The organism is Paraburkholderia sp. RL17-381-BIF-C, from assembly GCF_046026435.1.
Classification (GTDB): Bacteria; Pseudomonadota; Gammaproteobacteria; order Burkholderiales; family Burkholderiaceae; genus Paraburkholderia.
Window position 1 is genome coordinate 1 of the sequence record NZ_JARESX010000020.1, and the last position, 23829, is coordinate 23829.

Annotated in this window: 21 protein-coding genes; 13 read left to right on the forward strand and 8 right to left on the reverse strand. The window is 62.8% G+C overall.

Annotation, left to right across the window (positions count from 1 at the left end; translation table 11 throughout):
• Positions 1–367: 367 nt before the first annotated feature.
• Both P0D70_RS14665 and P0D70_RS14670 read left to right on the forward strand, forming a co-directional pair.
• Positions 368–739 (forward strand): hypothetical protein, encoded by a 372-nt coding sequence (locus P0D70_RS14665; protein WP_408185031.1) that lies wholly within the window; start codon positions 368–370, stop codon positions 737–739.
• On the forward strand, positions 739–999 hold the full coding sequence (locus P0D70_RS14670; protein WP_408185032.1) for a hypothetical protein: 261 nt from the start codon (positions 739–741) through the stop codon (positions 997–999). The genes P0D70_RS14665 and P0D70_RS14670 overlap by 1 nt, the downstream gene beginning before the upstream one ends.
• Before the next feature lie 413 nt (positions 1000–1412).
• On the opposite strand, the gene P0D70_RS14675 is transcribed toward P0D70_RS14670, so the two are convergent.
• Positions 1413–2126 carry a GntR family transcriptional regulator gene (locus tag P0D70_RS14675; RefSeq protein WP_408185033.1) on the reverse strand — a complete coding sequence of 238 codons (714 nt, stop codon included), beginning with the start codon at positions 2124–2126 and terminating at the stop codon, positions 1413–1415.
• A 161-nt stretch (positions 2127–2287) separates the two neighbouring features.
• Between P0D70_RS14675 and P0D70_RS14680 the strand changes: the two genes are divergently transcribed.
• From P0D70_RS14680 to P0D70_RS14695, 4 genes are all read left to right on the forward strand, one after another.
• Positions 2288–3508 carry a pyridoxal-phosphate-dependent aminotransferase family protein gene (locus P0D70_RS14680; protein ID WP_408185034.1) on the forward strand — a complete coding sequence of 407 codons (1221 nt, stop codon included), beginning with the start codon at positions 2288–2290 and terminating at the stop codon, positions 3506–3508.
• Between the two features lie 180 nt (positions 3509–3688).
• A complete protein-coding gene (locus P0D70_RS14685; protein ID WP_408185035.1) occupies positions 3689–4975 on the forward strand; it encodes an MFS transporter in 1287 nt (428 codons plus the stop codon).
• Between the two features lie 39 nt (positions 4976–5014).
• The gene (locus tag P0D70_RS14690; protein ID WP_408185036.1) at positions 5015–5764 is read left to right on the forward strand and encodes a 2-keto-4-pentenoate hydratase; all 750 of its coding nucleotides are present in this window, start codon (positions 5015–5017) and stop codon (positions 5762–5764) included.
• A 32-nt stretch (positions 5765–5796) separates the two neighbouring features.
• Complete coding sequence (locus P0D70_RS14695) at positions 5797–8817, forward strand: FAD-binding and (Fe-S)-binding domain-containing protein (RefSeq protein ID WP_408185037.1); 3021 nt, start codon at positions 5797–5799, stop codon at positions 8815–8817.
• A gap of 35 nt (positions 8818–8852) precedes the next feature.
• Here the strand turns inward: P0D70_RS14695 and P0D70_RS14700 are convergent, their stop codons facing one another.
• Positions 8853–9770 carry a helix-turn-helix domain-containing protein gene (locus P0D70_RS14700; RefSeq protein WP_408185091.1) on the reverse strand — a complete coding sequence of 306 codons (918 nt, stop codon included), beginning with the start codon at positions 9768–9770 and terminating at the stop codon, positions 8853–8855.
• A 157-nt stretch (positions 9771–9927) separates the two neighbouring features.
• On the opposite strand from P0D70_RS14700, the gene P0D70_RS14705 reads away from it, so the two are divergent.
• The 7 genes from P0D70_RS14705 (at position 9928) to P0D70_RS14735 (ending at position 16214) form a co-directional block, all read left to right on the forward strand.
• Complete coding sequence (locus tag P0D70_RS14705) at positions 9928–10827, forward strand: DMT family transporter (RefSeq protein ID WP_408185038.1); 900 nt, start codon at positions 9928–9930, stop codon at positions 10825–10827.
• A gap of 617 nt (positions 10828–11444) precedes the next feature.
• Complete coding sequence (locus P0D70_RS14710; protein ID WP_091805232.1) at positions 11445–12161, forward strand: ABC transporter permease; 717 nt, start codon at positions 11445–11447, stop codon at positions 12159–12161.
• Positions 12158–13054, forward strand: a complete 897-nt coding sequence (locus P0D70_RS14715; protein WP_408185039.1) for a glycine betaine ABC transporter substrate-binding protein — start codon at positions 12158–12160, stop codon at positions 13052–13054. Before P0D70_RS14710 ends, P0D70_RS14715 begins: the two co-directional genes overlap by 4 nt.
• A 15-nt stretch (positions 13055–13069) precedes the next feature.
• Positions 13070–13723, forward strand: coding sequence for an ABC transporter permease (locus P0D70_RS14720; protein ID WP_121320045.1), 654 nt, complete (start codon positions 13070–13072; stop codon positions 13721–13723).
• Positions 13720–14928: an osmoprotectant ABC transporter ATP-binding protein OsmV gene (locus P0D70_RS14725; RefSeq protein ID WP_091805223.1), complete on the forward strand. Its 1209-nt coding sequence runs from the start codon at positions 13720–13722 to the stop codon at positions 14926–14928. The genes P0D70_RS14720 and P0D70_RS14725 overlap by 4 nt, the downstream gene beginning before the upstream one ends.
• Positions 14929–15130: 202 nt before the next feature.
• Positions 15131–15388, forward strand: coding sequence for a hypothetical protein (locus tag P0D70_RS14730; protein WP_091809029.1), 258 nt, complete (start codon positions 15131–15133; stop codon positions 15386–15388).
• Between the two features lie 226 nt (positions 15389–15614).
• Positions 15615–16214 carry a LysE family translocator gene (locus tag P0D70_RS14735; protein WP_408185040.1) on the forward strand — a complete coding sequence of 200 codons (600 nt, stop codon included), beginning with the start codon at positions 15615–15617 and terminating at the stop codon, positions 16212–16214.
• A 20-nt stretch (positions 16215–16234) separates the two neighbouring features.
• On the opposite strand, the gene P0D70_RS14740 is transcribed toward P0D70_RS14735, so the two are convergent.
• From P0D70_RS14740 to P0D70_RS14765, 6 genes are all read right to left on the reverse strand, one after another.
• The gene (locus P0D70_RS14740; RefSeq protein WP_408185041.1) at positions 16235–17488 is read right to left on the reverse strand and encodes a winged helix-turn-helix domain-containing protein; all 1254 of its coding nucleotides are present in this window, start codon (positions 17486–17488) and stop codon (positions 16235–16237) included.
• Between the two features lie 97 nt (positions 17489–17585).
• Positions 17586–17858, reverse strand: a complete 273-nt coding sequence (locus tag P0D70_RS14745) for a hypothetical protein (RefSeq protein ID WP_408185042.1) — start codon at positions 17856–17858, stop codon at positions 17586–17588.
• A 169-nt stretch (positions 17859–18027) separates the two neighbouring features.
• Positions 18028–19761, reverse strand: coding sequence for an FAD-dependent oxidoreductase (locus P0D70_RS14750; protein ID WP_408185043.1), 1734 nt, complete (start codon positions 19759–19761; stop codon positions 18028–18030).
• A 90-nt stretch (positions 19762–19851) separates the two neighbouring features.
• Positions 19852–20844 carry a DedA family protein/thiosulfate sulfurtransferase GlpE gene (locus P0D70_RS14755; RefSeq protein ID WP_091805204.1) on the reverse strand — a complete coding sequence of 331 codons (993 nt, stop codon included), beginning with the start codon at positions 20842–20844 and terminating at the stop codon, positions 19852–19854.
• A 339-nt stretch (positions 20845–21183) separates the two neighbouring features.
• Positions 21184–21435, reverse strand: a complete 252-nt coding sequence (locus tag P0D70_RS14760) for a hypothetical protein (protein ID WP_007178686.1) — start codon at positions 21433–21435, stop codon at positions 21184–21186.
• Between the two features lie 549 nt (positions 21436–21984).
• Positions 21985–23688: a methyl-accepting chemotaxis protein gene (locus P0D70_RS14765; protein ID WP_408185044.1), complete on the reverse strand. Its 1704-nt coding sequence runs from the start codon at positions 23686–23688 to the stop codon at positions 21985–21987.
• Positions 23689–23829 lie beyond the last annotated feature (141 nt).

Below are 23829 nucleotides of genomic sequence, written 5' to 3' on the forward strand. Positions count from 1 at the left end.
CACTTGAATCGACAACCTGGTAGTTGGCACACGACCTCCGGTTGTCCGTGTCATCGGCACACGGCCGGTCTTTTGTGGGGAATATCGTTCACCAAAGAGTCTGATATCTGCGCTTGATCTCCACGGCGAGAATGCGGAGCTTATTTTCTGAAGTGAAGGCGGTACGCCAGTTCTTGAGCCTTGGCTCAACCCTATCTGACGATTTTTGTTAAAGGTTTCTACAGCTTGCGTTGGCAGTGATGCCGAACTGGGTGTCTGGCTGACAAACTGGGAACTCGGGAACGACCCGGTTGCGCCACCTGCGAACCTGACAGGACTCCAGTCGGATGCTCCAGCATTTGTGCCTGATATGTGCGTCGAATGCTACATGGCCTGGAAGGCGTTGCCGACAGGTAAGCTATTCGGCCAGGAACTGGGCGAAACACTGCCGGCATGGCGCGAAACCACCGAGTTGATGCTGAGCGATCAGGCGCAGGTTCCCTATCCTTCGCTCGTGCCGGATTTGACGAGTTCTGCGAAGCGGTCAACGCTTTACAGCGCTCTTTTCAAATCTGGAACCGGCGACGGCGGATTAGTGAAGTGCGGTGGCCGGGAAGATCACGAAACAGCATGCTTCGCACAGTATGATGCTCAGATGACTATGTGCAATTCGGTTGCTCGTCATATGGGCGGCGCCCGGGCAATCGCGCTGTGTAAAGAGAAGGCATTTCAAATCTATCAAAAATGCAGAGGATATTAATGGAAAAAAATAGACCGTTTTCCATAGTCCTGACCTACATCGAAGATCGTCAAGAGTTTGCAGTGCAAGCGGTTGAGCGAAGCAGATTGGCACCGGTCGTGGCCGGGACGTTCGAGGTGCCGATTCTGCTGGACGAGCATAGGTTCAAGCTTGACGACGCGTTCGCGCGAAGGCTTGGGGCAGCGATGCTTACGCTGATTGCATTGGGGCAGCCTGAGCTTAACCAATACATGAGTCTTACGGAGGATCCGATCGACTAACTTGATGGAGACAATGAGAACCGAGCCTTAGAGAAATAGGCTCGGCTCTGCACCTGAAAAGAGCGGGGACGCGGTTACTGCGCTGCAGGCTGCCAAGGATAGGGGCGATACAGAAGGCATGGTCGCCGCGCTGGTTGACTACAACAATTGGCGCGAAGGAGGTGATTCGCGTGCCGAACTGCACGCGACTGGCGGTGTGGTGAATTGGTTGCCTTGGCAGCCGCAGTGCGTTCAGCACGATTGGCGGCGCTGCCGGTGCGGGTATGTCTTCGCTCCTTGCGCCGCAGACAAAGAACTTAGCGACGCCGTTGCAGGTGCGACGGGCTCGTCGCTGATCGGCCACCTGACCGGGAACATCGCATCGGCCAAACACCGCTTAGGTGCCTTAGCTCAACCCGCCCCGCCTCAAACCTTCAACCCCCCGCCGCCGCCTCCTGCGATTGCACCTGCAAAACCGCATCGCGCTTATCAAGCAGATGCTGCCGGAGAATCGCGCTCAGCTTCTTCCCGTCACGCGCCTCGAGCGCCTTGAGCATTTCGTCGTGGTCGTGAATCGCCCTATCCCATTTCGGAACCTGGAAGTTCGACCTGAACCTGAGCGCCTGCAAGCGTCGATTCACCGAGACATAAGTCTGCCGCAGTGCTGAATTCCTGGCCGCCTCGTTAATCTTGTCGTGAATCGCCTGATTTCTGCTGTAGTACCCCGCCAGATCATTTTGCGTTCGGCACGCGAGCATGGCGTAATGCAGCGCCTTGATCTCGGCGAGTTCGGCCGCCGTCATCCGCTCAGCCGCCAACTCGCCCGAAAAAGCCTCGAGACCACTCATCAACTCGAAGGTCTCGCGCAACTCGGCCTCCGACATCTTCGAGACGGACGCGCCGCGATTCGGCGAAATCTCGATCAGCCCTTCGGCGGCCAACACCTTCAGCGCCTCGCGCAACGGCGTGCGCGAAATGCCGAGCGTTTCGCACAGCTCGCGCTCGTTCAGTTTCTTGCCCGGCTCCAGCACGCCTTCGACGATAAAGCCGCGAATGTGCTCCACCACCGTATCGTGCAAGCGCTGCCGCTCGACCTTCGGCATGAGCGGCGACGGGGAGATGCCCGCCTCGAAATCCGAATTTTGCATACAAAAGCCCTCCACATCTCATTAGGCGGGATTTTATAGGAAGCTGAAAGATTAGTTAACGGCGCGGGTAAACACCGGTGTCGACGGCCAACTTTCACCTTGGGTCGCTGAAGATCGTCTGATATAGTTTTTTGAATGCAAAATTCAATCGGAGGAGCCCAATGCTCAAATTAGACTTTCACCCCGCTGGCCGTCACTTTTTGCAGATCCCGGGTCCGAGCCCGGTGCCCGACCGTATCCTCCGGGCGATGAGCTATCCGACCATCGACCATCGCGGCCCGGAGTTCGGCGAGTTGGGTCTCGCGGTACTCGACGGCATCAAGAAAATCTTCAAGACGCAGCAGCCCGTGGTGATTTACCCGGCCTCGGGCACGGGCGCCTGGGAAGCGGCGCTGTCGAACACGTTGAGCCCCGGTGATCACGTATTGATGTTCGAAACCGGCCACTTCGCCACGCTGTGGAAAAAGATGGCGGAAAGCCTTGGGCTGAAGCCGGAGTTTCTCGGCCTGCCGGGCATTGAAGGTTGGCGTCGCGGCGTACAGCCGCAAATGATCGAGGAGCGCCTGCGCGCCGACACACAACACACCATCAAAGCGGTGTGCGTGGTGCACAACGAAACGTCGACCGGCGTGACCTCCGACATCGCCGCCGTGCGTCGCGCAATCGACGCTGCGGGTCACCCGGCCTTGCTGCTGGTCGACACGATCTCGGGCCTCGCCTGCGCCGACTACCGTCATGACGAATGGGGCGTCGACGTTACCGTCTCGGGCTCGCAAAAGGGTTTGATGCTGCCGCCGGGCATCAGCTTCAACGCGATCTCGCCGAAGGCCATGGCCGCCAGCAAGCAGGCAAAACTGCCGCGCAGCTTCTGGGACTGGAGCGACATCGTCGAGATGAACAAGACGGGCTACTGGCCGTACACACCGAACACGAACCTGCTTTACGGCCTTAACGAAGCGCTCGAAATGATTCTCGGCGAAGGGCTCGACAACGTGTTCGCCCGTCACGAACGTCTCGCCGAAGCGACGCGTCGCGCGGTGCGCGCATGGGGCCTGGAGATTCAGTGCGCCGATCCGTCGGTGTATAGCCCAGTGCTCACGGGCGTGATGATGCCCGACGGTATCGACGCCGATGCGGTGCGCAAGCTCATCTATGAACGCTTCGACATGTCGCTCGGCACCGGTCTCGGCAAGATGAAAGGACGCATGTTCCGCATCGGCCATCTCGGCGACTGCAATGACCTGATGCTGCTGGCCACGCTTGCCGGTTGCGAGATGGGACTGCGGCTCGCGGGCGTGCCCCTCAAGGAAAGTGGCTTGCCTGCCGCTATGGAGTGGTTGAGCCAGCCGATCAAGACGCAAGGCCTGAAAGCCGCGGCCTGAGTATCGCGCGCGACCAGCGACTCGCAGAGATAGGGAAGGCATGCTGCGCTTCCCTCAAGGAGCCGCGCATAGAAAGCGGTCCGAACAACATGCGATGGGCTCGCGGAGCAAAACGCCGACGGGCCGAGACGCAGCGCGCCATATCAGGCCCGCCGTCAACACATGCAATGGAGAGAGACGATGAAGCGGTTTCGTGTGACCAGTGCGACCAGTATCGTTCTAGTGATGCTATGCATCATGTACTTCATCACCTACCTCGACCGCGTCAACGTCAGCACCGCGGCGGCGGGCTTCGGCAAGGAATTCCATCTCTCGCATACGGAAGTCGGCTTGGTGTTCTCGGCCTTCGCGTATCCGTATCTGATCTTTCAGATCATCGGCGGATGGGTCAGCGATCGTTTCGGCGCGAAACGCACGCTGATTTTTTGCGGGGCCATCTGGGGCGTCGCGACCTTGCTGACCGGCTTTGCCGGCGGTCTGGTTTCGCTGCTGGCCGCGCGCGTGCTGCTCGGCTTCGGCGAAGGCGCGACGTTTCCGGCCGCCACCTCCGCGATGGCCCGCTGGGTTGCCAAGGAAAAACGCGGCTTCGCGCAGGGCATCACGCATGCGGCGTCGCGAATCGGCAATGCGGTAGCGCCTGGCCTGATCGTGCTCGTGATGGCGACCTGGGGCTGGCGTGAATCATTTTATATCTGCGGCGTGTTCAGCCTGTTGTGGGTCGCCGTGTGGGCCATTACCTTTACCGAGCATCCGAAAGACCACCCGCGTATCACGACCGACGAACTCGCCGTGCTGCCCGCGCCAAAGCCGAAAGCCGCTGGTGTGCCGTGGGGCAAACTGTTTCGCCGCATGTGGCCGGTCACGATCGTGTACTTCTGCTATGGCTGGACGCTGTGGCTGTTCCTGAGCTGGATTCCCCAATACTTTCTGCACAGCTATCACCTGCAATTGCAGAAGTCGGCCATCTTCGCTTCGGTGGTGTTCTTCGCCGGCGTGATCGGCGACACGCTCGGCGGCATCGTGACCGACTGGATCTTCACGCGCACCGGCAGCCTGAAACGCGCACGCAGCTGGATGGTGTCGGTCTGCATGTTCTTCTGCCTGCTCTCGCTGATTCCGCTGATGTTCACGCACAGCCTGTATCTGTCGATGGCGTGTCTCGCGTCCGGCTTCTTCTTCGCGGAGATGACAATCGGTCCGATGTGGGCGATTCCGATGGACATCGCGCCGGAATTCTCGGGCACGGCGAGCGGCATGATGAATACCGGCTCGGCATTGGCCGCGATTATCTCGCCAGTGGTCGGCGGCTTTCTGATCGACTACTTCGGCAGTTGGGAATTGCCGTTCGTCGGCAGCATGCTGTTGATGGCGATCGGCGTGGTGCTCGCATTCCGCATGCAGCCGGAAAGCAAGTTCGCGCTCAACGCAGGCGACAAGGCGCACGTTCCCACCAGCATGGGCGTTTGAGCACACCGCACCGTTCCCTCTCTCTTTGCCTTTGACGACATGACGACAGCACTCAGCCGGTTTCTTGCCGACGCACGCCGCAATCACGCCACGCTCGACACGTTGTCGCCGGAGCACACGCCCGCCGATGCCGCGGCAGCCTACGCAATTCAGCACGAAATCCTGGACGCATGCGGCGCGCGGATCGCCGGCTGGAAGATCGGCGCGAAGTCCGACAGCGGTCCGATCCAGGGGGCGCCGTTGCCCGACCTCGACTTGCTTGCCGACGGTGCGCGTCTGCCCCGTGAAGTTTTCGCGCCGCTGGGGCTCGAACTGGAAATCGCGTTTCGCTTCGGACGCAGCTTCGAACCGTCCACCACGCCGTATAGCGAGGACGAGGTGCGGGCGGGCATCGGTTCGATCGGCGCGACCATTGAAATCGTATCGAGCCGCTACGCGGCGTGGCCCTCGGTCGACAAGCTCGCACAACTCGCGGATCTGCAGAACCATGGCGCGTTGATCGTGGGCGAATTCACACCGTATCGCGAGGACTTTCCGTTCGTGGCGCCGTCGCTGCGTTTCAGTTTCGACGGGCACGATGTGGTGCAAAGCACGCCTGCCAACCCGGCCGGCGATCCGCGGCGTCTGTTGACGTGGCTCGTCAATCACGCCACGTCGCGCGGCATTGTCGTGACGCCGGCCATGGTCGTCACGACCGGTTCGTATACCGGCATGTTCTTCCCGAAGAACGCGGGCACGGCAAGCGGGCGCATTGAAGGTCTCGCGCCGGTCAGCCTCACGCTCTACTAGCCGTTTCCTCTGTTATAGCCATAGGCGACGAAATGCCGAATCCCACTTCCGCTCTACTCGTCAAGCCGATCCATCTGGTCCCTTCCGCCGCGCGTCTGACGAGTCCGCTCGCGCAGCATCTGCGTAAATCGCTGCGCGGCGACGTGTTGTTCGATGCGGCGAGCCGCGGCCGTTACGCGACCGACGCGTCGATCTACCAGATCACGCCGATCGGCGTGGTGGTGCCGCGCGACCAGGACGATTTGCGCATCGCGCTGGAAATCGCGCGCAGCGAGAAGGTGCCGCTCCTCGCGCGCGGCGCGGGCACGAGCCAATGCGGCCAGACGGTCGGCGAAGCGCTGGTGATCGATACGAGCAAGTGGTTGAACAATATCGTCGCGTTCGACGCCGAAGCGCGCACGGTGACGGTCGAACCGGGCGTCGTGCTGGACCACCTGAACGCCTGGCTCAAGCCGCACGGTCTATGGTTCCCGGTGGATGTGTCGACGGCCGCGCAATGCACGATCGGCGGCATGGCCGGCAACAACTCGTGTGGCTCGCGCTCGATCGAATACGGCAACATGGTGCACAACGTCGACGCGATCGACGCGATTCTCGCGGACGGCAGCGAAGCCCATTTCGGCTCGTTGCGCGACGCGCCGCAAGCTGCGCGCTTGCAGCAGATACTCGCGGGCGTGAAGCAGATCGCCGAGCGCGAGCACGACGAAATCGTGGCGCGCGTGCCGAAGGTCTTGCGACGCGTGGCGGGCTACAACATCGACGTGTTCGATTGCCAGAACCCACGCGCTTATACCGACGACGGCATCGCGAATCTCGCGCATCTGCTGGTCGGCTCGGAGGGTACGCTCGCGTTCAGCCGGCAACTCACGCTCAGGCTTGCGCCGCTGCCAGTGCATAAAACACTCGGCGTGGTCAACTTCCCGACCTTCTGGCAGTCGATGGATCTGACGCAGCACATCGTCAAGCTGAAGCCGGTGGCGGTGGAACTGGTCGATCGCACGATGATCGATCTGGCGATGAGCAATCCGGCGTTTCGTCCGGTGATCGGCAAGGCGCTGGTCGGCGAGCCGCAGGCCATTCTACTGGTCGAGTTCGCGGGCGAGGACCGCGAAGCGCAACTCGCGTCGCTCAAACAACTCACGGAACTGATGGCCGACCTCGGCTTGCCCGATTCGGTCGTCGAGATGCCGGACGCGAACGAACAGAAAGCGTTGTGGGAAGTCCGCAAGGCCGGGCTCAATATCATGATGAGCATGAAGGGCGACGGCAAGCCGGTGTCTTTCATTGAAGATTGCGCGGTGCCGCTCGAACATCTGGCCGAATACACGAGCCGTTTGACCGAGGTGTTCCATCGGCACGGCACGGAGGGCACCTGGTACGCGCATGCGAGCGTCGGCACGCTGCACGTGCGGCCGATTCTCGACATGCGGCGCGACGGCGCGCAGAAAATGCGCGCCATCGCCGACGAAGCGGCGGCGCTCGTGCGCGAGTACAAGGGCGCGTATTCCGGCGAACATGGCGACGGATTGTGCCGCGGCGAATGGGTCGCATGGCAATACGGGCCGCGCCTGAATCAGGCGTTCACCGAAATCAAGATGCTGTTCGATCCGGATAACCGCTTCAATCCCGACAAGATCGTGCGTCCGCCGAAAATGGACGACGCTGGCAATTTCCGCTTCGCGCCAGGCTACAAGGAGCAGCGCATCGACACGGCGCTCGACTGGTCGGCATGGAATGTCGAACGCGACCCGCTGACCGGACGGGAGACGCTGCCCGGCACCGGTAACGATCTGTCCGGCGGGCTCGCGAAGGCCGTGGAGATGTGCAACAACAACGGCCACTGCCGCAAGTTCGACGCGGGCACCATGTGCCCGAGCTATCGCGTGACGAAAGACGAACAGCACCTCACACGCGGCCGTGCGAATACCTTGCGTCTCGCGATTTCCGGTCAACTCGGCGAAGCGGGCCTCGCCAGCGACGACGTCAAGGACACGCTCGATCTGTGCGTGTCCTGCAAGGGCTGCAAGCGCGATTGTCCGACGGGCGTCGATATGGCGAAGTTCAAGATCGAGGCGCGGGCCGCGCGCGTCAAGCATCACGGACTGCGTTTGCGTGACAGGCTGGTGGCTTTCATGCCGCGTTACGCGTCGACGGCGAGCCGCTTTCCGGGTTTGATGGCGCTGGCCGACAACGTGCCGGTGCTGTCGGCGTGGTTCAAGCGGTCCGTGGGTTTCGCGCCCGAGCGGAGCTTGCCGCGCTTTCAGAAGTCGTTTCTGGCTAGTGCGGTGCCGGCCAAGGCGACTCGCGGCGCCGCGCTGAAAGAGGTGCTGCTCTTTGTCGATACGTTCAACAACAACATGGAGCCGGACAACGCGCGCGCTGCGCAGCAAGTGCTGGAAGCCGCCGGCTACACGGTGCACTTCAATCAGCGCCATGGCGAGCGGCCCGTATGTTGCGGCCGCACGTTCCTCGCGGCGGGTCTCGTCGATGAAGCGAGGCAGGAAGCGCGGCGCATGCTCGATCTGTTCAAGCCGTTCGTGGAGCGCGGTGTGCCGATCGTCGGACTGGAGCCGTCATGCTTGCTGTCGTTGCGCGACGAGTTTCTGCACTACGGTTTCGGCGACGAAGCGCTGCGGCTCTCGCAACAGGCGTTTCTGTTCGAAGAGTTTCTGGTGCGCGAGAACGAAGCCGGACGTTTGCAGCTTGCGCTGAAGCCGTTGGCCAAACAGCAGGCGCTGGTGCATGGCCACTGCCATCAAAAGGCCTTCGACGCCTTTACGCCCGTGCAGACGGTATTGAAATGGATTCCTGAGTTGAAGGTGTCGACGGTGGAATCGTCGTGCTGCGGCATGGCGGGCAGTTTCGGCTATGAAGCCGAGCACTACACGACGTCTCAGGCGATGGCGGAGCTATCGCTGCTGCCGGCGGTGCGCAAGATGGACGACAACACGCTCATGGTCGCGGACGGCACGAGTTGCCGGCATCAGATTCACGACGGTGCGGGCGTCGAGGCGATCCACGTGGCACGCTTGCTGGCAATGGCGTTGCAATAACGGCGCGTAGCGCGGGACATGCCGTCTTTCCGCATTCAGCCGGCAACCGCCTGCCGATACGCGGTCGGCGCCACGCCTACACTCTCGCGGAACCGGTGGCTGAAATGGCTGGCATTCGCATAGCCGCATTGTTCGGCGACCTGCGCGAGCGGCAGCGTCGTAGTCCGTAATAAAGTACGCGCGCGTTCGAGCCGCTGCTGCGCGATCCACGCGGCGGGTGGCAGTCCGAACGAAGTGCGGAACATGCGCGCAAGATGAAATTCCGACAACGCCGCGACGCCGGCAAGCTCGCCGAGCGTGAGCGTCTGCGCCAGATGGCTTTCAATATAGTCGCGCAGCCGCCGGCGAGTCGCAACCGACAGCCCGCCTTTGAGCGACGCATCCGTGCGGCGCACGCCTTGGGCGCGCAACAGCAGACTGAGCACCTGATGGGCGGTCTCATTGGTGCGCAGCAAGCCGTCAGGATCTTGCCAGTCCTCATTCGCCAGCGATTGACACAGACTGGCGATGCGCGCGTCTTCGAAATACGTGCGGTCGGCGAGGGTCAGTTCGCGCGGCTCGCGATCGAGCTCCTGAACGGCGCGCTGGGTGAAATGCTCCGGCAGGAAGTACAGATGCATGAAATGCATGTGGCCACGTACCCACCAGCGTGACTCGTGGTCACCGGGCAGTGCGCAGAGTCGCGACGGCGCGCCGTAATGCCCGGGCATTTTCTGGCGCTCGGTGCGATAACCGCCATCCAGGTAGCACGACAGCGTGTGATGGCCGGGGCGTTCGTAGATGGTTTCGGCTTCTTCCGTGTCGCGCGTCCAGACGGCGATGGCCAGCCGGTCGCCGAGCCACGCGAAACGGTCCAGATTGGCGTTGGCGCTGCTCAGCGTGTGACACACCGACTGAAGGCCAAACGGCGTTTCGGCGGAGTGGGTCGCGGTGGCGGGCGGTCTGGCGTTCACGAAACGGGCGGAAACTTGTCTTGACTGAATGAGCGTCAGTATACGGCGACCCGCGCGAGGCGGCTTGCCGCTGCCGGAAAATGCGCAATTTTGGACAAGTGCAACCGACGGGGCTGCGGCATAGTGAGTTCCCGTATTCGCTGTTGCAGGCTTGGCCATGAATCTGTCGCTGTATGTCGCCACCGTTCTGATCTGGGGCACCACGTGGATCGCAATCAAATGGCAACTGGGGGCCGTACCGCCGCCGGTGTCGATTGCCTGGCGTTTCTGGATCGCCGCACTGGTGCTGTTCGCTTTGCTGCGTATCATGCGCCGGCCGATCTGGCCGCCGCGCGCCGCGTGGCGATTTCTGGTCGCGCAAGGGTTGGCGCTCTTCTGCCTTAACTTTCTGTGCTTTTACTACGCCGAACAGGTCGTGCCGAGCGGCCTCGTGGCGGTGGTGTTTTCCACCGCGCCGCTGCTGAATTCGATCAACGGTCGGCTGTTCATGGGCCGGCCTTTGCAACCCACTGCAATTGCCGGGGCGTTGCTCGGGCTCGTTGGCATCGTGTGTCTGTTCGTGCAGCAGATGACCGGACACCTCGGTGATCACGCGGCATGGTTCGGTCTGGGAATCGCGTTTCTCGGCACGCTGTGCTTTTCGGCCGGCAACCTGCTGTCGAGCCGCATGCAATCGATGGGCTTGCACCCCTTCGCCACCAATAGCTGGGCGATGATGATCGGCGCCAGCGTCTTGACGGTGGGAAGCGTATTGGCAGGTTTCTCGTTCGCGGTCGAACCGTCCGCGCGTTACCTCGGCGCGCTCGCCTATCTCGCCATTTTTGGCTCGGTGATCGGCTTTACGGCTTACCTGATGCTGGTCGGGCGCATTGGACCCGAGCGTGCGGCTTACTGCACGGTGTTGTTCCCGATCGTGGCGCTGGCGGTATCGACGGTATTCGAAGGTTATCAGTGGTCGGCGCTAGCCGTGGTCGGCCTGTTGCTGGTGGTCGCCGGCAATCTGGTGGCATTCGACCTTACGCGGCGCATCTTCGTGCGACGGGTGCGAACCTCCTGACGGGCATCCTGGCAGGGGGCGGGCGTCGCATTGATCCGTTCGCTCAAAGGTGAAATTCCCAACGGTCGTCTGCGCACCCGGCGTTTGAGGTGAGCATTTTCGGGAGCTAATGACGCGGTCGGTCAGCGCATTGGTGAGCTTATTCGGGACCCCGAGTACAGCCGGAAATGGAGGCGTGCGAACGCCGCCAGCGCCTCCGCATTAACCACATGGGTAGACGGATCCGCCCAACGCACTTATAATCGTTGCATCCTAATCGCGAGATAGCAGCCAAATAGGCTAAGTTGGAAGGGGTTGAGTGCAAACTGGCAACACTTTGCAAACGCCCTAGCGCCGGTGCGAACCGGCACTCAAAGGAGGCCCCAAACCTCCGTCGGACAAGCGGCTCGACGCCGCTGTCCAAATCATCGATGGATCTGGCACCAGTTTTGCTGACTGGTTCGCCACCGAAGGCGAATTCACCCCGCCCTCGCGCCGGGCAAACACAAACGCCTTGGCACCCCTCGGTTCACCTCGCGGCATGTGCCGCGTCCCGAACTTCCCATTCGCAGCGTCGTCACGACGCCTGTGCGGCGTGGCTGTTTGCGCGCGTCGCTCGAACAAGGAGGCGCATCTTCATGATTCATCGTCCTGCCAGACTGATCGGCAGTCTTGTAGCCATCGGTATTGTCATCGCGTTGCTGGGTCGCGCGATCGACCCCGCTGCGCTGCATCAGTACGCCCCTGATCTGGTCTATTACACGAAGCGGCATCTGTTGCTCGTCGGCTATTCCATGGTTCTTGCGCTGCTGGTCGGCATCCCCGCCGGTGTGTTGCTCAGCCGCCCGTCGTTCGCGCGTCACGCCGAACGCTTCATGCAGATTTTCAACATCGGCAACACGATTCCCTCGCTGGCCGTGCTGGCCATCGCGCTCGGCATCTTCGGCATTGGCGATATACCGGCGCTGGTCGCGCTGTTTCTCGCGTCGTTGCTGCCTATCACACGCAATGCCTACGAAGGCATGAAGAACGTGTCGCCCGCGCTGCGCGAGGCGGCGCGCGGGCTCGGCATGACAGGCTGGCAATCGCTGTTGCGCGTGGAGTTGCCCAACGCGATGCCGATTATCGTCGGCGGCGTGCGCACTGCGCTGGCGATCAACGTAGGCAGCGCGCCGCTCGCCTATCTGATCGGCGCGGATAGTCTCGGCACGCTGATTTTCCCGGGCATCTACCTGAACAACCAGCAGCAGCTTCTGCTCGGCGCGGCGGCCACCGCGATTCTCGCGCTGGTGCTGGACGGCATCGTCTCGGCCGGCAGCCGCTACCTGCTCGCACGGCGCGGGGTGACGGCATGATCGATCTGTTCAAACGCGGCCGCTGGATCGCGGCCGGTGCTTTGCTCTTCACGAGCCTTCACGCTAGCGCGGCAACGCTCGTGCTCGGTGGAAAAAACTTCACTGAGCAATACGTTCTTACCGAGATCACGTCGCAATACCTGCGCGCGAAGGGCTACACGATCGATGCGCGCACCGGTCTCGGCAGCACGCTGTTGCGCAGCGCGCAGGAGAACGGACAGGTCGATATCACGTGGGAATACACGGGCACGGCCGCAATCGTCTACAACAAGATCACCGAAAAGCTCGATCCGAAGACCATGTATGAACGCGTGAAAGCGCTGGACGCGAAACGTGGCCTCGTCTGGCTCGATTGCTCGCCGTTGAACAACACGTACGCGCTCGGCTTGCCGCAACAGGTGGCGCAGCAAACCGGCATCCGCACGATTTCGCAGCTCGCCACGAAGATGGCGGCGGAGCCGAAAAAGAAGCACGTGTTCGCGATGGACGCGGAGTTCGCCAATCGTCCGGACGGGCTGAAGCCGCTCGAAGCCGCCTATGGCATGCAATTCAGCCGCGAGGAAACGCGGCAGATGGATCCGGGCCTCGTCTACACGGCACTGCATAACAACCAGGTGCCGATCGGACTCATCTACACGACGGACGGCCGGGTGAAGGGCTTCAACATCGTGCCGCTCGAAGACGATCGCCACTACTTTCCCGCGTACAACGCCACGCCGGTGGTGCGCAAAGCGACGCTCGACCAGAACCCGCAACTCGCGCCGCAGTTGAACGCGTTGTCCGACGCGCTGAACAACGACACCATGCTCGAGATGAACAAGCAGGTCGACGTCGACGGCAAACCGGTGCGCGAGGTCGCGGCGGAATTCCTGCGCACGCACAAGCTGCCCTGAGCGGAGAACCTCACGATGACTGTATTCGACTATCTATCGGCCAACTGGCCTGAATTACTGCAACTCACGGCGCAACACGTGTGGCTGGTGGGGATCGCGGTGGGTTGCGCGATTGTTGTCGGCGTACCCCTGGGTATCCTGATCAATCGGCACGAATGGCTCGCCGCGCCGCTGCTGAGCATTGCGACGGTGGTGCTGACCTTGCCGTCCATCGCGCTCTTCGGCTTGATGATTCCCGTGTTCTCGCGCTTCGGCCAGGGCATCGGCGCGGTGCCGGCGATTACCGCCGTGTTCCTCTATTCGCTGCTGCCGATCATGCGCAACACCTACCTCGCGCTACGCAACGTCGACGCCGGCATCAAGGAAGCGGGTATCGGCATCGGCATGACGGTGTGGCAGCGGCTGCGCCTCGTCGATTTGCCGCTCGCCGTGCCGGTGATTCTCGGCGGTGTGCGCACGGCGGTGGTGATGAACATCGGCGTGATGACGATTGCCGCGGTGATCGGCGCGGGCGGTCTCGGCACGCTGATCATCCGCGCGATTGGCCAAAGCAACATGATGAAACTGTTGGTGGGCGCCGTGCTCGTGAGTTTGCTCGCGATCGTCGCCGACCTGCTGCTGCAGGCGCTGCAACGCTTGCTGACCCCGAAGGGAGTACAAAAGACATGATCGAACTCGACAAACTGACCAAGACGTTTACGCAAAAGGACGGCCAGCAGGTGAAGGCCGTCGACTCGGTGAGCCTCACGGTGGGCGAAGGCGAAATCTGCGTGTTTCTCGGCCCGTCGGGCTGCGGCAAGACCACCACGCTGAAGATGATCAACCGTCTGATCGCGCCGACCTCAGGGCGCGTGCTGATCAACGGTGAAGACACTTCGGGTTTGAATGAAGTCGAACTGCGCCGCCACATCGGCTACGTGATCCAGCAGATCGGCCTGTTCCCGAACATGACGATCGAAGAGAACATCACCGTCGTGCCGCGCTTGCTCGGTTGGGACAAGAAGCGTTGCCGCGAGCGGGCCACGGAGTTGATGTCGATGGTGGCGCTCGATCCGAAGCAGTATCTGAAGCGTTATCCGCGCGAGCTGTCGGGTGGTCAGCAGCAGCGCATCGGCGTGATTCGCGCATTGGCCGCCGATCCGCCCGTGCTGCTAATGGACGAGCCGTTCGGCGCAGTCGACCCGATCAATCGCGAGTCGATTCAGAACGAGTTCTTCCAGATGCAGCGCCAACTGAACAAGACGGTGATCATGGTGAGCCACGACATCGACGAGGCGATCAAGCTCGGCGACCGCGTCGCCGTGTTCCGCCGTGGCCAACTGGTGCAGTACGACCATCCGGATACGCTGCTCGCGCATCCACGCGACGAGTTCGTCGGTGCGTTCGTCGGTCAGGACAGCACGTTGAAGCGCCTCTTGCTGGTGAAAGCCGGCGACGCCGCCACCCAGCCGGAGACCGCGCGCGCCGATACGCCGGTCTCGCGTGCGTTCCAGATGATGGACGACAACGACAGCCGCTATCTGACCATCGTCGACGGAAACCAGCAGGCGCTCGGTTATGTGACGCGCCGCGCGGCGCGTGCGGGCGAAGGCGTGTGCGGCGACCATCTGAGCGCGTTCAAGGCGACGGTCGGCGCGGACGAGCATCTGCGCATCGTGCTGTCCAAGATGTACCAGTTCAATTCGTCATGGATGCCGGTGCTGGACGGCGACGGCCGTTACGTCGGCGAAGTCACACAGGATTCGATTGCGGACTACCTCAGTTCGGGCCGCTCGCGCCGGCAGACGGGGCAGCCGTCCATCGTGTCGCCTGCCGTCGCCGTGGCGGAGGCGGCCGCTGCGGCCGCGCAGGCTGCAGCGACTCAACACGCGTGAAATCGGCGAATAGGTCAAGCTGTGCGGGCGCCGTCCTCCTCGAACACGACAGCGTCCGCGCGAAATTTCTGATTTATCGATCGACGCCTTAACGTCGATCGCATTCGCTCTGATCACGAATAGACGGCAACGCACGATCGGTATATAACAACGTGAAAGGATGGCTTGTTCACCGATGCATTAACAGGAGCGAAGTTTCATCATGACGCAAGACGTAACGCCCAAACCGCCCACGGGCGACCGGCCGGACCTGGAGCACCTCGACGCAGCGCTCACTCACGTGGATCAGCAGGTCTCTTCGGGCAGCATTGCATCGGGTGCCGCGAAGGGCATTCTGTATAGCCTGATCGAAACGCTCGGTACGTTTGTCGGCGACCCCGATTTGCCGGAGCACGCACGTTCGGGTTACGAAGGATTGCTGGAAGCCGCGCGCGAATTACGCGCGAAGCTGGATCACTAAAGGCAATGGCGCGCCGCCTGCTGGCGGCGCGTTTCGCATCGGCATGCTGGCCGATCTGGCGCGGGCGTTGCCATTGTCAGGTGATTTCCAAGTGATTGCCCGGTGCGGCGGAATAACGCGGCGGCGAATCGCCGTTCGATTCCCACCGCATCGAGCCGCTACATTTCGGCGGCACGGCTGTCTATGATAAAAAGGGCGCACTGTTTCCAACACTGCGTCCTTTTTTATGCTCTCTGCGTCTGCTATCGCGCTACTGGCCGTCGGCATTGTCGTCGTGCTGATTACGCCTGGCCCCACCAATACGCTGCTTGCGGCAGCCGGCTTGCGCCAGGGCGTGCGGCGCTCGCTGCCGCTGATCGCAGCCGAACTGGGCGGCTATTTCATCTCGATCTCCGTCTGGGGACATTTCCTCGCCCAGGCCGCCCATGCGCTGCCGTGGTTGCCCTCGCTGCTGCGCGTGGCGGCTGGCTTGTACATTGCCTACCTCGCCGTCGACATGTGGCGTGCGGCGGTGGCGTTGCCCGATTCGGCGCAGCGCGCGAACGGCATGCGCACGCTGTTCGTGGCGACGCTGCTTAATCCTAAGGGCTTGTTGTTCGCCGGCACGATCTTTCCGGCTATCGCCTTCGCGCAGCTGCCGGCCTACGCGTTTGCGATGCTGATGTTCGCGTGCCTGTTGGTGCCGATCGCGCTCGCCTGGATCGCGTTCGGTGCCGCGCTTGGCAGCGGCAAGCTCACCTGGCTGAATCCGGTGAAGGTACAGCGCGGCGCTTCGATCGTGCTCGGCGTGTTTTCCTTGTCGCTGGCATGGGCGGCGCTGCATTGAGCGCGGCGCTGATCTCGCATTCAGGCGACCGCGCCGGCTCGCGAGCGGACTTCTTCTTGCGGGGCGTCGTCGACGCTTAGCGCTTCGAGCCATTCCGGCGGCGCGGCAGTGATTTCCAGTTGCGGCGTGCCGTGCCAATCCGCGCAGCGTTGCAAGGCGCGGCGCAGATCGCCGGCAAGACGGGCGCTCAGCCGCACACCCGGTTCGATGTGCAACGACTTCAGTTCGAACACGCCTTGGGTCCGATGCGCTTTCGCATCCACGCGGCCGACCAGACGCCCGCGGCTCAGCAGCGGCAACACGAAGTAACCATATTTGCGCTTCGCGGCAGGCGTATAGCATTCGATCGCATAGTCGAAGTCGAACAGCGCAGCGGCGCGCTTGCGGTCCCACACCACCGGATCGAACGGCGACAACACCGTGGTGACAGTCGACGCGAGCTTGCCGCTCGCGGCGTCGTCGAGCATCGCGGCGAAGTCGTGATGAACGAACGTGTCCTGCTTCCAGCCTTCCACGCGCACCGGAATCAGCTCGCCCTGCTCGGCGAGCGCATGCAGTTCGTCGCGGTAGGGGCGGCGCGGCAAGCGGTAGTAATCGGCGACCCAATCGGCGCGCGCCACGCCGAGCGCACGGCAGGTGCGGCGTAACACTTCTTCGGTCACGATGTGCGCCGGCGGCAGATCGCGTGCGTCGTCCCAGTCGGGCAGCACGCGTTCGGCCAGATCGTAGACGCGATGGAAATTGCGCCGCTCGGCCACCATCAGTTGCCCGATCGCGAACAGCACTTCCAGATGGCGTTTCTCCGGCTTCCAGTCCCACCAGCCGTTGCCCTTGCCCGCCTCGCGGGCGAAATCCGCGGAGCGGACCGGACCGGTCGCGCGAATATGGGCGAGCAGCTTCTCAATGTCCTTGCGATGCTTCTTGTGCCACTCGGCCGCGTATTTCCAACCCATGCCGCTTGGATCGAGCATGCGATGGCGCAGCAGGCCGTAGTCTTCGGTCGGCACGAAACAGGCTTCATGCGACCAGTACTCGAACAGCTTGCCTTCGGCGAGATGCTCGTCGAGCCATTGCTGCGGATAGGTGCCGAGCCGGCTGAACAACACCAGATAAGGGCTGCGCGCGACGACGTGGATCGTGTCGATCTGCAATTGCGCCATGCGGCGAATCGCGTCGAGCACGTCGGCTTTGACGGCCTTGCGGCGCGGCGGCGTCAGCAAACCTTGCGCGGCCAGATGCAAGGTGCGGGCGGCGGAAAGCGGAAGGGTCTTCACGCGGGCTTCGATCAGTGAGTGAGTGCGATGGTGGCGGACATCCGGTCCGGCCTGAATCAGCAGCCGCTACTGTAGCGTGAAGCGCCCAACCATGTTGTCACCACTCGCGGCCGTGATGCCGGTCCCAGCCGCGGTGACGGCCATGATCGTGATGCCAGCGGCGGCCGCGGTAGTAGTCGTCCCGGTAGCCGTAGCCATAGGCCGGTTGCGGCGCGTACACGACCGGCGGTGGCGCATAGACCGGCGGCGCTGCATACACGGGTCCCGGCGTGTTGACGAAGACGCCGACGCCCACTCTGGCCGAGGCGGCAGTCGAGGCGCAGGCGGCGGCAAGGCCGAAGGCGGCGAAAAGGATCGCGCGTTGGATCATGCTTGTCTCCTGTCGTGTCGAAAGAGCCGGCCATTCGCTGTCGAATGGCTGACGGCAATATTACGAGACAGAAAGCAAGGCAGGTGCAACCAGTTGAAGGGGTGTGTAACAGCAGGTTACCCGCCGGCCGGCGGTTGCAAGGCCGGCGGGCGGTTCAGGAGAGATTGTTTCAGGCGCCCAGCGCGACCGCGTCGCCCGCTGTCTCTGCCAGTAGTTGATGGATTTGAGCGACCACGGCGGCGCCTTCTCCGACCGCCGCCGCCACCCGTTTCGTCGAGCCGGCGCGAGCGTCGCCGATCGCGTACACGCCTTCGACCGTGGTGGCGAGATCGCAGACCGACGCTCCTTCAACGCTCGTGCCCGTCAGCACGAAGCCCTTGTCGTCGAGTTCCACGCCGCAGGTGCGCAACCAGTCGGTATTCGGATCCGCGCCGGTGAACAGGAACAGATGGCGCGTGTCGAAATGATCGGTGCCATCGGGCAACGGTTTTTTCAGGCGGACTGACGACAAGCCGCTTTCGTCGGCATCCAGCTTGCCGATTTCCGAATTTGGATGCACGAACACATTCGGCAACGAGCGGATCCGGTCGATCAGATAGCGCGACATGGTGGCTTCAAAACCACTGCGCCGGATCAGCACGTGGACTTTGGCCGCATGCGTGGCCAGATACACGATCGCCTGGCCGGCCGAGTTGCCGCCGCCCACCAGCACGACTTCCTGGCGCTTGCACAGCTTCGCCTCGACGGGCGACGCCCAGTAGTAGACCCCGCGCCCTTCGAAGCGGTCTAGCCCTTCGAGCGCCGGGCGCCGGTAAACCGCGCCGCTCGCAATCACAATGGCGCGCGCCGTGATATGCCCGCCGCACTTCAGTTCCAGCCGATGTGGCCGCTCTGCGCAATGCAGCGCCTTCACGTTGACCGGAATCGCGACGTGCGCGCCGAATTTCTGCGCTTGCACGAATGCGCGGCCGGCCAACGCCTGGCCGGAAATACCGGTCGGAAAGCCGAGATAGTTTTCGATTCGTGAACTTGCGCCGGCCTGGCCGCCTGGCGCGCGGCTGTCCAGCACGATCACCGACAGGCCTTCGGAGGCCGCGTACACCGCGGTGGCGAGCCCAGCCGGGCCCGCGCCGACAATCGCGACGTCGTACACATGCGCATCGTCGAGATCGGGCAGCAAGCCCAGGCACGTGGCAAGTTCCGGCATGCTCGGATGACGCAGCACCGAGCCGTCCGGGCAGATCACCAGCGGCATGTCTTCTTTTTGCGCGGCGAATTGCTCGATGAGACGCAACGCGTCTTCGTCGCGTTCGTCGATCACGGAATGGGGATGGCCGTTGCGCGACAGAAAGCCTTGCAGCATGACGAGCCGCGCGTCGTTACTGCTGCCGATCAGGATCGGCCCGCCGGCGCCTTTTTCGATCAGCGACACGCGCCGCAGGATCAACGCGCGCATGATGCGCTCGCCGAGTTCCGCTTCGGCGACGATCAATGCGCGCAGCCCCTCCGGTGGAATCAGCAATGCCTCCACCGAACTGAGCGCCATGCCGTTGACCAGCGCGGGCCGTCCCGACAATTGACCGACTTCGGCAAGAAAATGCCCTGCGCCGTGCTCGCCGATCAGGACTTCACGCCCGATGCCATCGCGCTGATAGACTTTCACGCGTCCTTCGAGCAGCACGAACATGCCGGGACCGGTGTGGCCGGTCTCGAACAGCAGCTCACCCGCCTTCCAGTGACCGATCTCGCCGAACCGCCGCAGGCGACCGATTTCCGCGCAGGTGAGCGCGGGGAACATCTGATGCATGCGCGTCGAGAGAGACGAAAACGGCGCGTCGGCGACGACGGCCTGCTGTTGCCCTTCCGCTTGTTGTTGTGCTTCAGTTTCTTGAGTCGAAAGCATTGAACCGCTCCTTCGTGTTCATTGACGGATCGAACGGGAGGCGAAGCGGCGCGGCGCCGAATGGCGCAGATGCAAGTTGCGCTGCTTGCGCTACACGGCCTTCGGCGCGACGTCCTCGACCGCCACTTCCGGCGGCGGCATGTCGGGCAGCGAATCCACCGGCTTGCCCGAGTCGCGCCAGGCTTCCATGCCACCGCGCAGCGGCAGCACGTCGGAGAAGCCGGCTTCGTTCAATTGTTTGGCCATCCATGCCGCGGAAATCTCATTCGGGCAGGAACAGTAGATCACCAACTTTTGATCGCGCGGATAGGTCGCGACGATCTCGTCGAGCTGCCGCTCGTCGGCGAATTGCGAGCCCGGAATCACAAACGGATCGAGCTTGCGCTTCTCATGCGAACGGATGTCGAACAGCACCGGCGTCTTGCCGGCCTTCACCAGCGCCGCCAGTTCGTCGACTTCGATGCGCGCCGACGCGAGCTTCGCAATCAGCTGGCGCCGGCGGATCCAGCGGTACGCGGCATACGCCAGCAGCAACGCGACCGCGACCAGCGCGGCGGTGCGGCCGAGCCGCCCGGCCAGGGCGAACAGCATATCGATCTGCTTCGCGAACAACGCACCGATGATCAGGCCCGTACCGGACCACAACGCGGCGCCGATGCTGTCGTAAGTGAGAAACGTGCGATAGCGCGTGCCCATGGCGCCCGCCATCGGAATCGAGACGATCGACAGGCCCGGCACGAACTTGGCCACGGCCAGCACGCGCACGCCCCAGCGGCCGAAAAAGCGTTCGGTCTTTTTCACGCAGGTGTCACGCGAGAGCGACAGCCGGCAAATCGCTTTCAGCGTGTTGCCGCCGTACATCCGGCCGGCGAAATACCACGCGCTGTCGCCGATCAGCGTGGCGAATATCGACAGGATGAGCACCGGCGCCAACTGCGTGCCCACTGAGCCGGGATGCATGGCCGCCATCGCCCCGAACAGCACGAGCGAGGGCATGGCCGGAACCGGCAGCCCGATCGAGGCGGCGAGCACGTTCACGAACACGAGCGCCGGCCCATACTGCTCGACGAGATCATGTAGCATCGGCTTACATCCGCAGCCCTTTCGGGCGCGGCGCAGGTAGGGAATGCGAAGGAGAATGCAAGGATTATGGACGCATTTTCGAGACGAGGAAACGCCCCGAAAAGACGTCCGTTATTCGGGCGTTCAAAGCGTTATCGCAAGCACACTGAACCGTTCGAAAGGCGCATTAGGAGCGCAATTCGAACAAAGCGAAAAGGCTTGAATGACACGCCGCATGCCGAAGCGGAAATAATGCCCGATTGACATGCCGTAGGCGTCGTATCGGTAAGCAATTTAAGAGCGGCGCCGCGTAAGCGTCACGCGGCAATTGCACCCGAGTGCAATGCCGCGTGACGTATTTCATTGACGATGATTGTGCTGTTCGCCCGGCAGTTCGGCGCCATGCGCGCGAATCGCGGCAATCAGTTCGGCTGGCGTGATTTCGTAGCGCACTTCGCGGTGAATGCCTGGCTTGCGCTCATCGACTTCGATCAAAAGAATGCCTTTGCCGTCTTCTGTCGATTCGAGGCGCAGCGAGCGGAGTTCGCGCGCCGTTGCGTCGTCGTATTCGGTGAGCAGGGCCATTGACCCGGAGGACCCGGTAGTGCGCATCGAAGTTGTCCTTGTTCCGTTGTTGATCGAGCCATTGTACGGGCAGGATAGTGCGACGTCTGTCGCGCCACGGTCACGCTCTACGGATTTGCCCGTTCACCGGCCTGTGTGCCGCAAGCCGCCAGGCGCGTTGACTGGCGCGGCCCGCCGGGCAACGCGTGACGTGACGTCCCGCCGTGACAACCAGTTTAACGCGACTCCCGGCAACGACGAATGCATTTTTCGTGCCCCGAGGCGGTGCGCTTCTTCTCCATGACTGTCACGCTGTTGACGCGCGCATTGGTTAGGCGGATGCGGCGACCCACTGCCGGTCGGTCGCTCCGCGCTAGTGCATCGCGCAGACCAGCTGCGCGCGAATAGGGCAGTGCGATGTCGAAAGTGGTGAGAGGTGGTGAGAGCCGGCAAAAAAATAGCCCGTCCATGAGTGGGACGGGCCGCTAAACGCCGTTGTTACTTGGGTCAGCCTGCCCTTACAACCAACTGGGCGCTGACGGGATCCATCGTGCTGCGCCAATACTGGGCTGTCGAGGTGGGAGTAACGCCGATCTATCAGACCATTGTGGCTTCGTCCTGTTCGAGATCGCGTGCGACGCCCGGCGCGCTGCGTCGCTCGATGTCGGCGGCAACGGTTTGCGCGGCATCGGGCGTGAAGCCCTGATGACGCTTCGTACTGGTGACGCGTGGCGCGGGCGTGGCTTGCGCAACGGTGAACAGACGCACCGCCTCATCCAGCACGTCGGCCTGTTCCGCGAGACGCTGTGCGGTCGCTGCCGCCTGCTCGACGAGCGCCGCGTTCTGCTGCGTGGCGCCATCCAGATGCGAGACCGCCTGATTGACCTGGCGAATCCCTTCCGCCTGTTCGCTGCTGGCATTCGCCACTTCGACGATGATCGACGACACGCGGCCCACCGCTTCGTCGATCACGCGCATTTGCGAGGTGGTGCGCGCAACCAGTTCGGTGCCCGCCGCGACTTCGGTCGTACTCGCTTCGACCACCGACTTGATTTCCTTCGACGACGCCGCGCAGCGTTGCGCCAGCATTCGCACTTCGCTCGCGACCACGGCGAACGAACGGCCTGCTTCGCCCGCCCGCGCGGCTTCGACGGCCGCATTGAGCGCGAGAATGTTGGTCTGGAATGCAATGCCGTCGATCACGCTGGTAATGTCGGCGATACGCTGCGACGCCGCCGTGATGCCGGCCATGGTCTGCTCGACCTGGCCCGCGATCTTGCCGCCGACTGCTGCGGCTGCCTGCGCGTCCCGCGCCAGATCGAGCGCGCGCACGGTGGCGTCGGCGTTGGCCTGCACCGTGGTGGTCAGCTCTTCCATGGTGGCGGCGGTTTCCTGGAGCGACGCCGCCTGCAACTCCGTGCGCCGCGCAAGATCCACATTGCCGCTGGAAATCTCGCGGGCGTTGTCGAGCATGCCGGTGATCTGCGCGCGCACGTCGTAGACGATTGCGGCGAGATTCGCCTTCAACTGATTCAGTGCCTGGAGCACTTCGCCAAGATCGTCGTGGCGCGCGATTTGCAGATCCGCGGTCAGATCGCCCGCGGCGAGCCGTGTGGCGAATCCCGACATATCGCTGATCGGTGCGGCGAGTTGCCGCTTCAACATCTGCCACGACACGATGCTGACGACCGCGGTCACGCCGAACGCAATCCAGAACGGCACAGGCGGCGTGCCTTCCCAAGCCACGAGGCCGGTCAGCAGCAGCGCCAGCAACGTGATCGCGTAGCCAGCCGCCGCGCGCGTGGCGACAGGCAGGCGCATCAGCGCCTGCAGACGCCCGAGCAGGCCGGTGCGCACCACCACGCCGCGGCGCAGCCGGATGCCGCGCGCCTCGCCTGCGCGCATGCGCGCGTACAGCGTCTCGGCGGCGCGCACCGCGTCACGTTCCGGTTTCACGCGCACGCTCAAATAGCCGACCACAGTGCCTTTCTCGACCACTGGCGTGACGTTGGCCTGCACCCAATAGTGATCGCCATTCTTGCGGCGGTTCTTCACGAGCGCCGTCCATGGGCGGCCGTCGCGGATCGTCGCCCACATGTCGGCGAAGGCCTCGCGCGGCATGTCCGGATGACGGATCAGATTGTGCGGCTGGCCGATCAGCTCGTCGCGCGTAAAGCCCGAGACGGCGATGAAGGCGGGGTTGCAATACTGGATGCGGCCGGTCAGGTCGGTCGCGGAGACAAGCATATTCGACGAAGGGTACTCGTACTCGTGCCCGGTGACAGGCTGGTTATTGCGCATGGCTTTCCTTGCTGGTGCTGACGCGCATGTGCGCGCGCTGCTTACTGGGTCGCAAGGATTAACGGCAATTAACCCCGTGCTCTTTAGGGTTTCCCAGTAAACCACTCAGGTTTAGCCGGGGTCGGGCCGTTAATGCAAGGT

Bases quoted from the DNA above. Each gene is read 5' to 3' on its own strand.
- P0D70_RS14665 (WP_408185031.1), top strand. From the start codon at position 368: ATGGCCTGGAAGGCGTTGCCGACAGGTAAGCTATTCGGCCAGGAACTG.
- P0D70_RS14670 (WP_408185032.1), top strand. From the start codon at position 739: ATGGAAAAAAATAGACCGTTTTCCATAGTCCTGACCTACATCGAAGAT.
- P0D70_RS14675 (WP_408185033.1), bottom strand. From the start codon at position 2,126: ATGCAAAATTCGGATTTCGAGGCGGGCATCTCCCCGTCGCCGCTCATG.
- P0D70_RS14680 (WP_408185034.1), top strand. From the start codon at position 2,288: ATGCTCAAATTAGACTTTCACCCCGCTGGCCGTCACTTTTTGCAGATC.
- P0D70_RS14685 (WP_408185035.1), top strand. From the start codon at position 3,689: ATGAAGCGGTTTCGTGTGACCAGTGCGACCAGTATCGTTCTAGTGATG.
- P0D70_RS14690 (WP_408185036.1), top strand. From the start codon at position 5,015: ATGACGACAGCACTCAGCCGGTTTCTTGCCGACGCACGCCGCAATCAC.
- P0D70_RS14695 (WP_408185037.1), top strand. From the start codon at position 5,797: ATGCCGAATCCCACTTCCGCTCTACTCGTCAAGCCGATCCATCTGGTC.
- P0D70_RS14705 (WP_408185038.1), top strand. From the start codon at position 9,928: ATGAATCTGTCGCTGTATGTCGCCACCGTTCTGATCTGGGGCACCACG.
- P0D70_RS14710 (WP_091805232.1), top strand. From the start codon at position 11,445: ATGATTCATCGTCCTGCCAGACTGATCGGCAGTCTTGTAGCCATCGGT.
- P0D70_RS14715 (WP_408185039.1), top strand. From the start codon at position 12,158: ATGATCGATCTGTTCAAACGCGGCCGCTGGATCGCGGCCGGTGCTTTG.
- P0D70_RS14720 (WP_121320045.1), top strand. From the start codon at position 13,070: ATGACTGTATTCGACTATCTATCGGCCAACTGGCCTGAATTACTGCAA.
- P0D70_RS14725 (WP_091805223.1), top strand. From the start codon at position 13,720: ATGATCGAACTCGACAAACTGACCAAGACGTTTACGCAAAAGGACGGC.
- P0D70_RS14730 (WP_091809029.1), top strand. From the start codon at position 15,131: ATGACGCAAGACGTAACGCCCAAACCGCCCACGGGCGACCGGCCGGAC.
- P0D70_RS14735 (WP_408185040.1), top strand. From the start codon at position 15,615: ATGCTCTCTGCGTCTGCTATCGCGCTACTGGCCGTCGGCATTGTCGTC.
- P0D70_RS14745 (WP_408185042.1), bottom strand. From the start codon at position 17,858: ATGATCCAACGCGCGATCCTTTTCGCCGCCTTCGGCCTTGCCGCCGCC.
- P0D70_RS14750 (WP_408185043.1), bottom strand. From the start codon at position 19,761: ATGCTTTCGACTCAAGAAACTGAAGCACAACAACAAGCGGAAGGGCAA.
- P0D70_RS14755 (WP_091805204.1), bottom strand. From the start codon at position 20,844: ATGCTACATGATCTCGTCGAGCAGTATGGGCCGGCGCTCGTGTTCGTG.
- P0D70_RS14760 (WP_007178686.1), bottom strand. From the start codon at position 21,435: ATGCGCACTACCGGGTCCTCCGGGTCAATGGCCCTGCTCACCGAATAC.
- P0D70_RS14765 (WP_408185044.1), bottom strand. From the start codon at position 23,688: ATGCGCAATAACCAGCCTGTCACCGGGCACGAGTACGAGTACCCTTCG.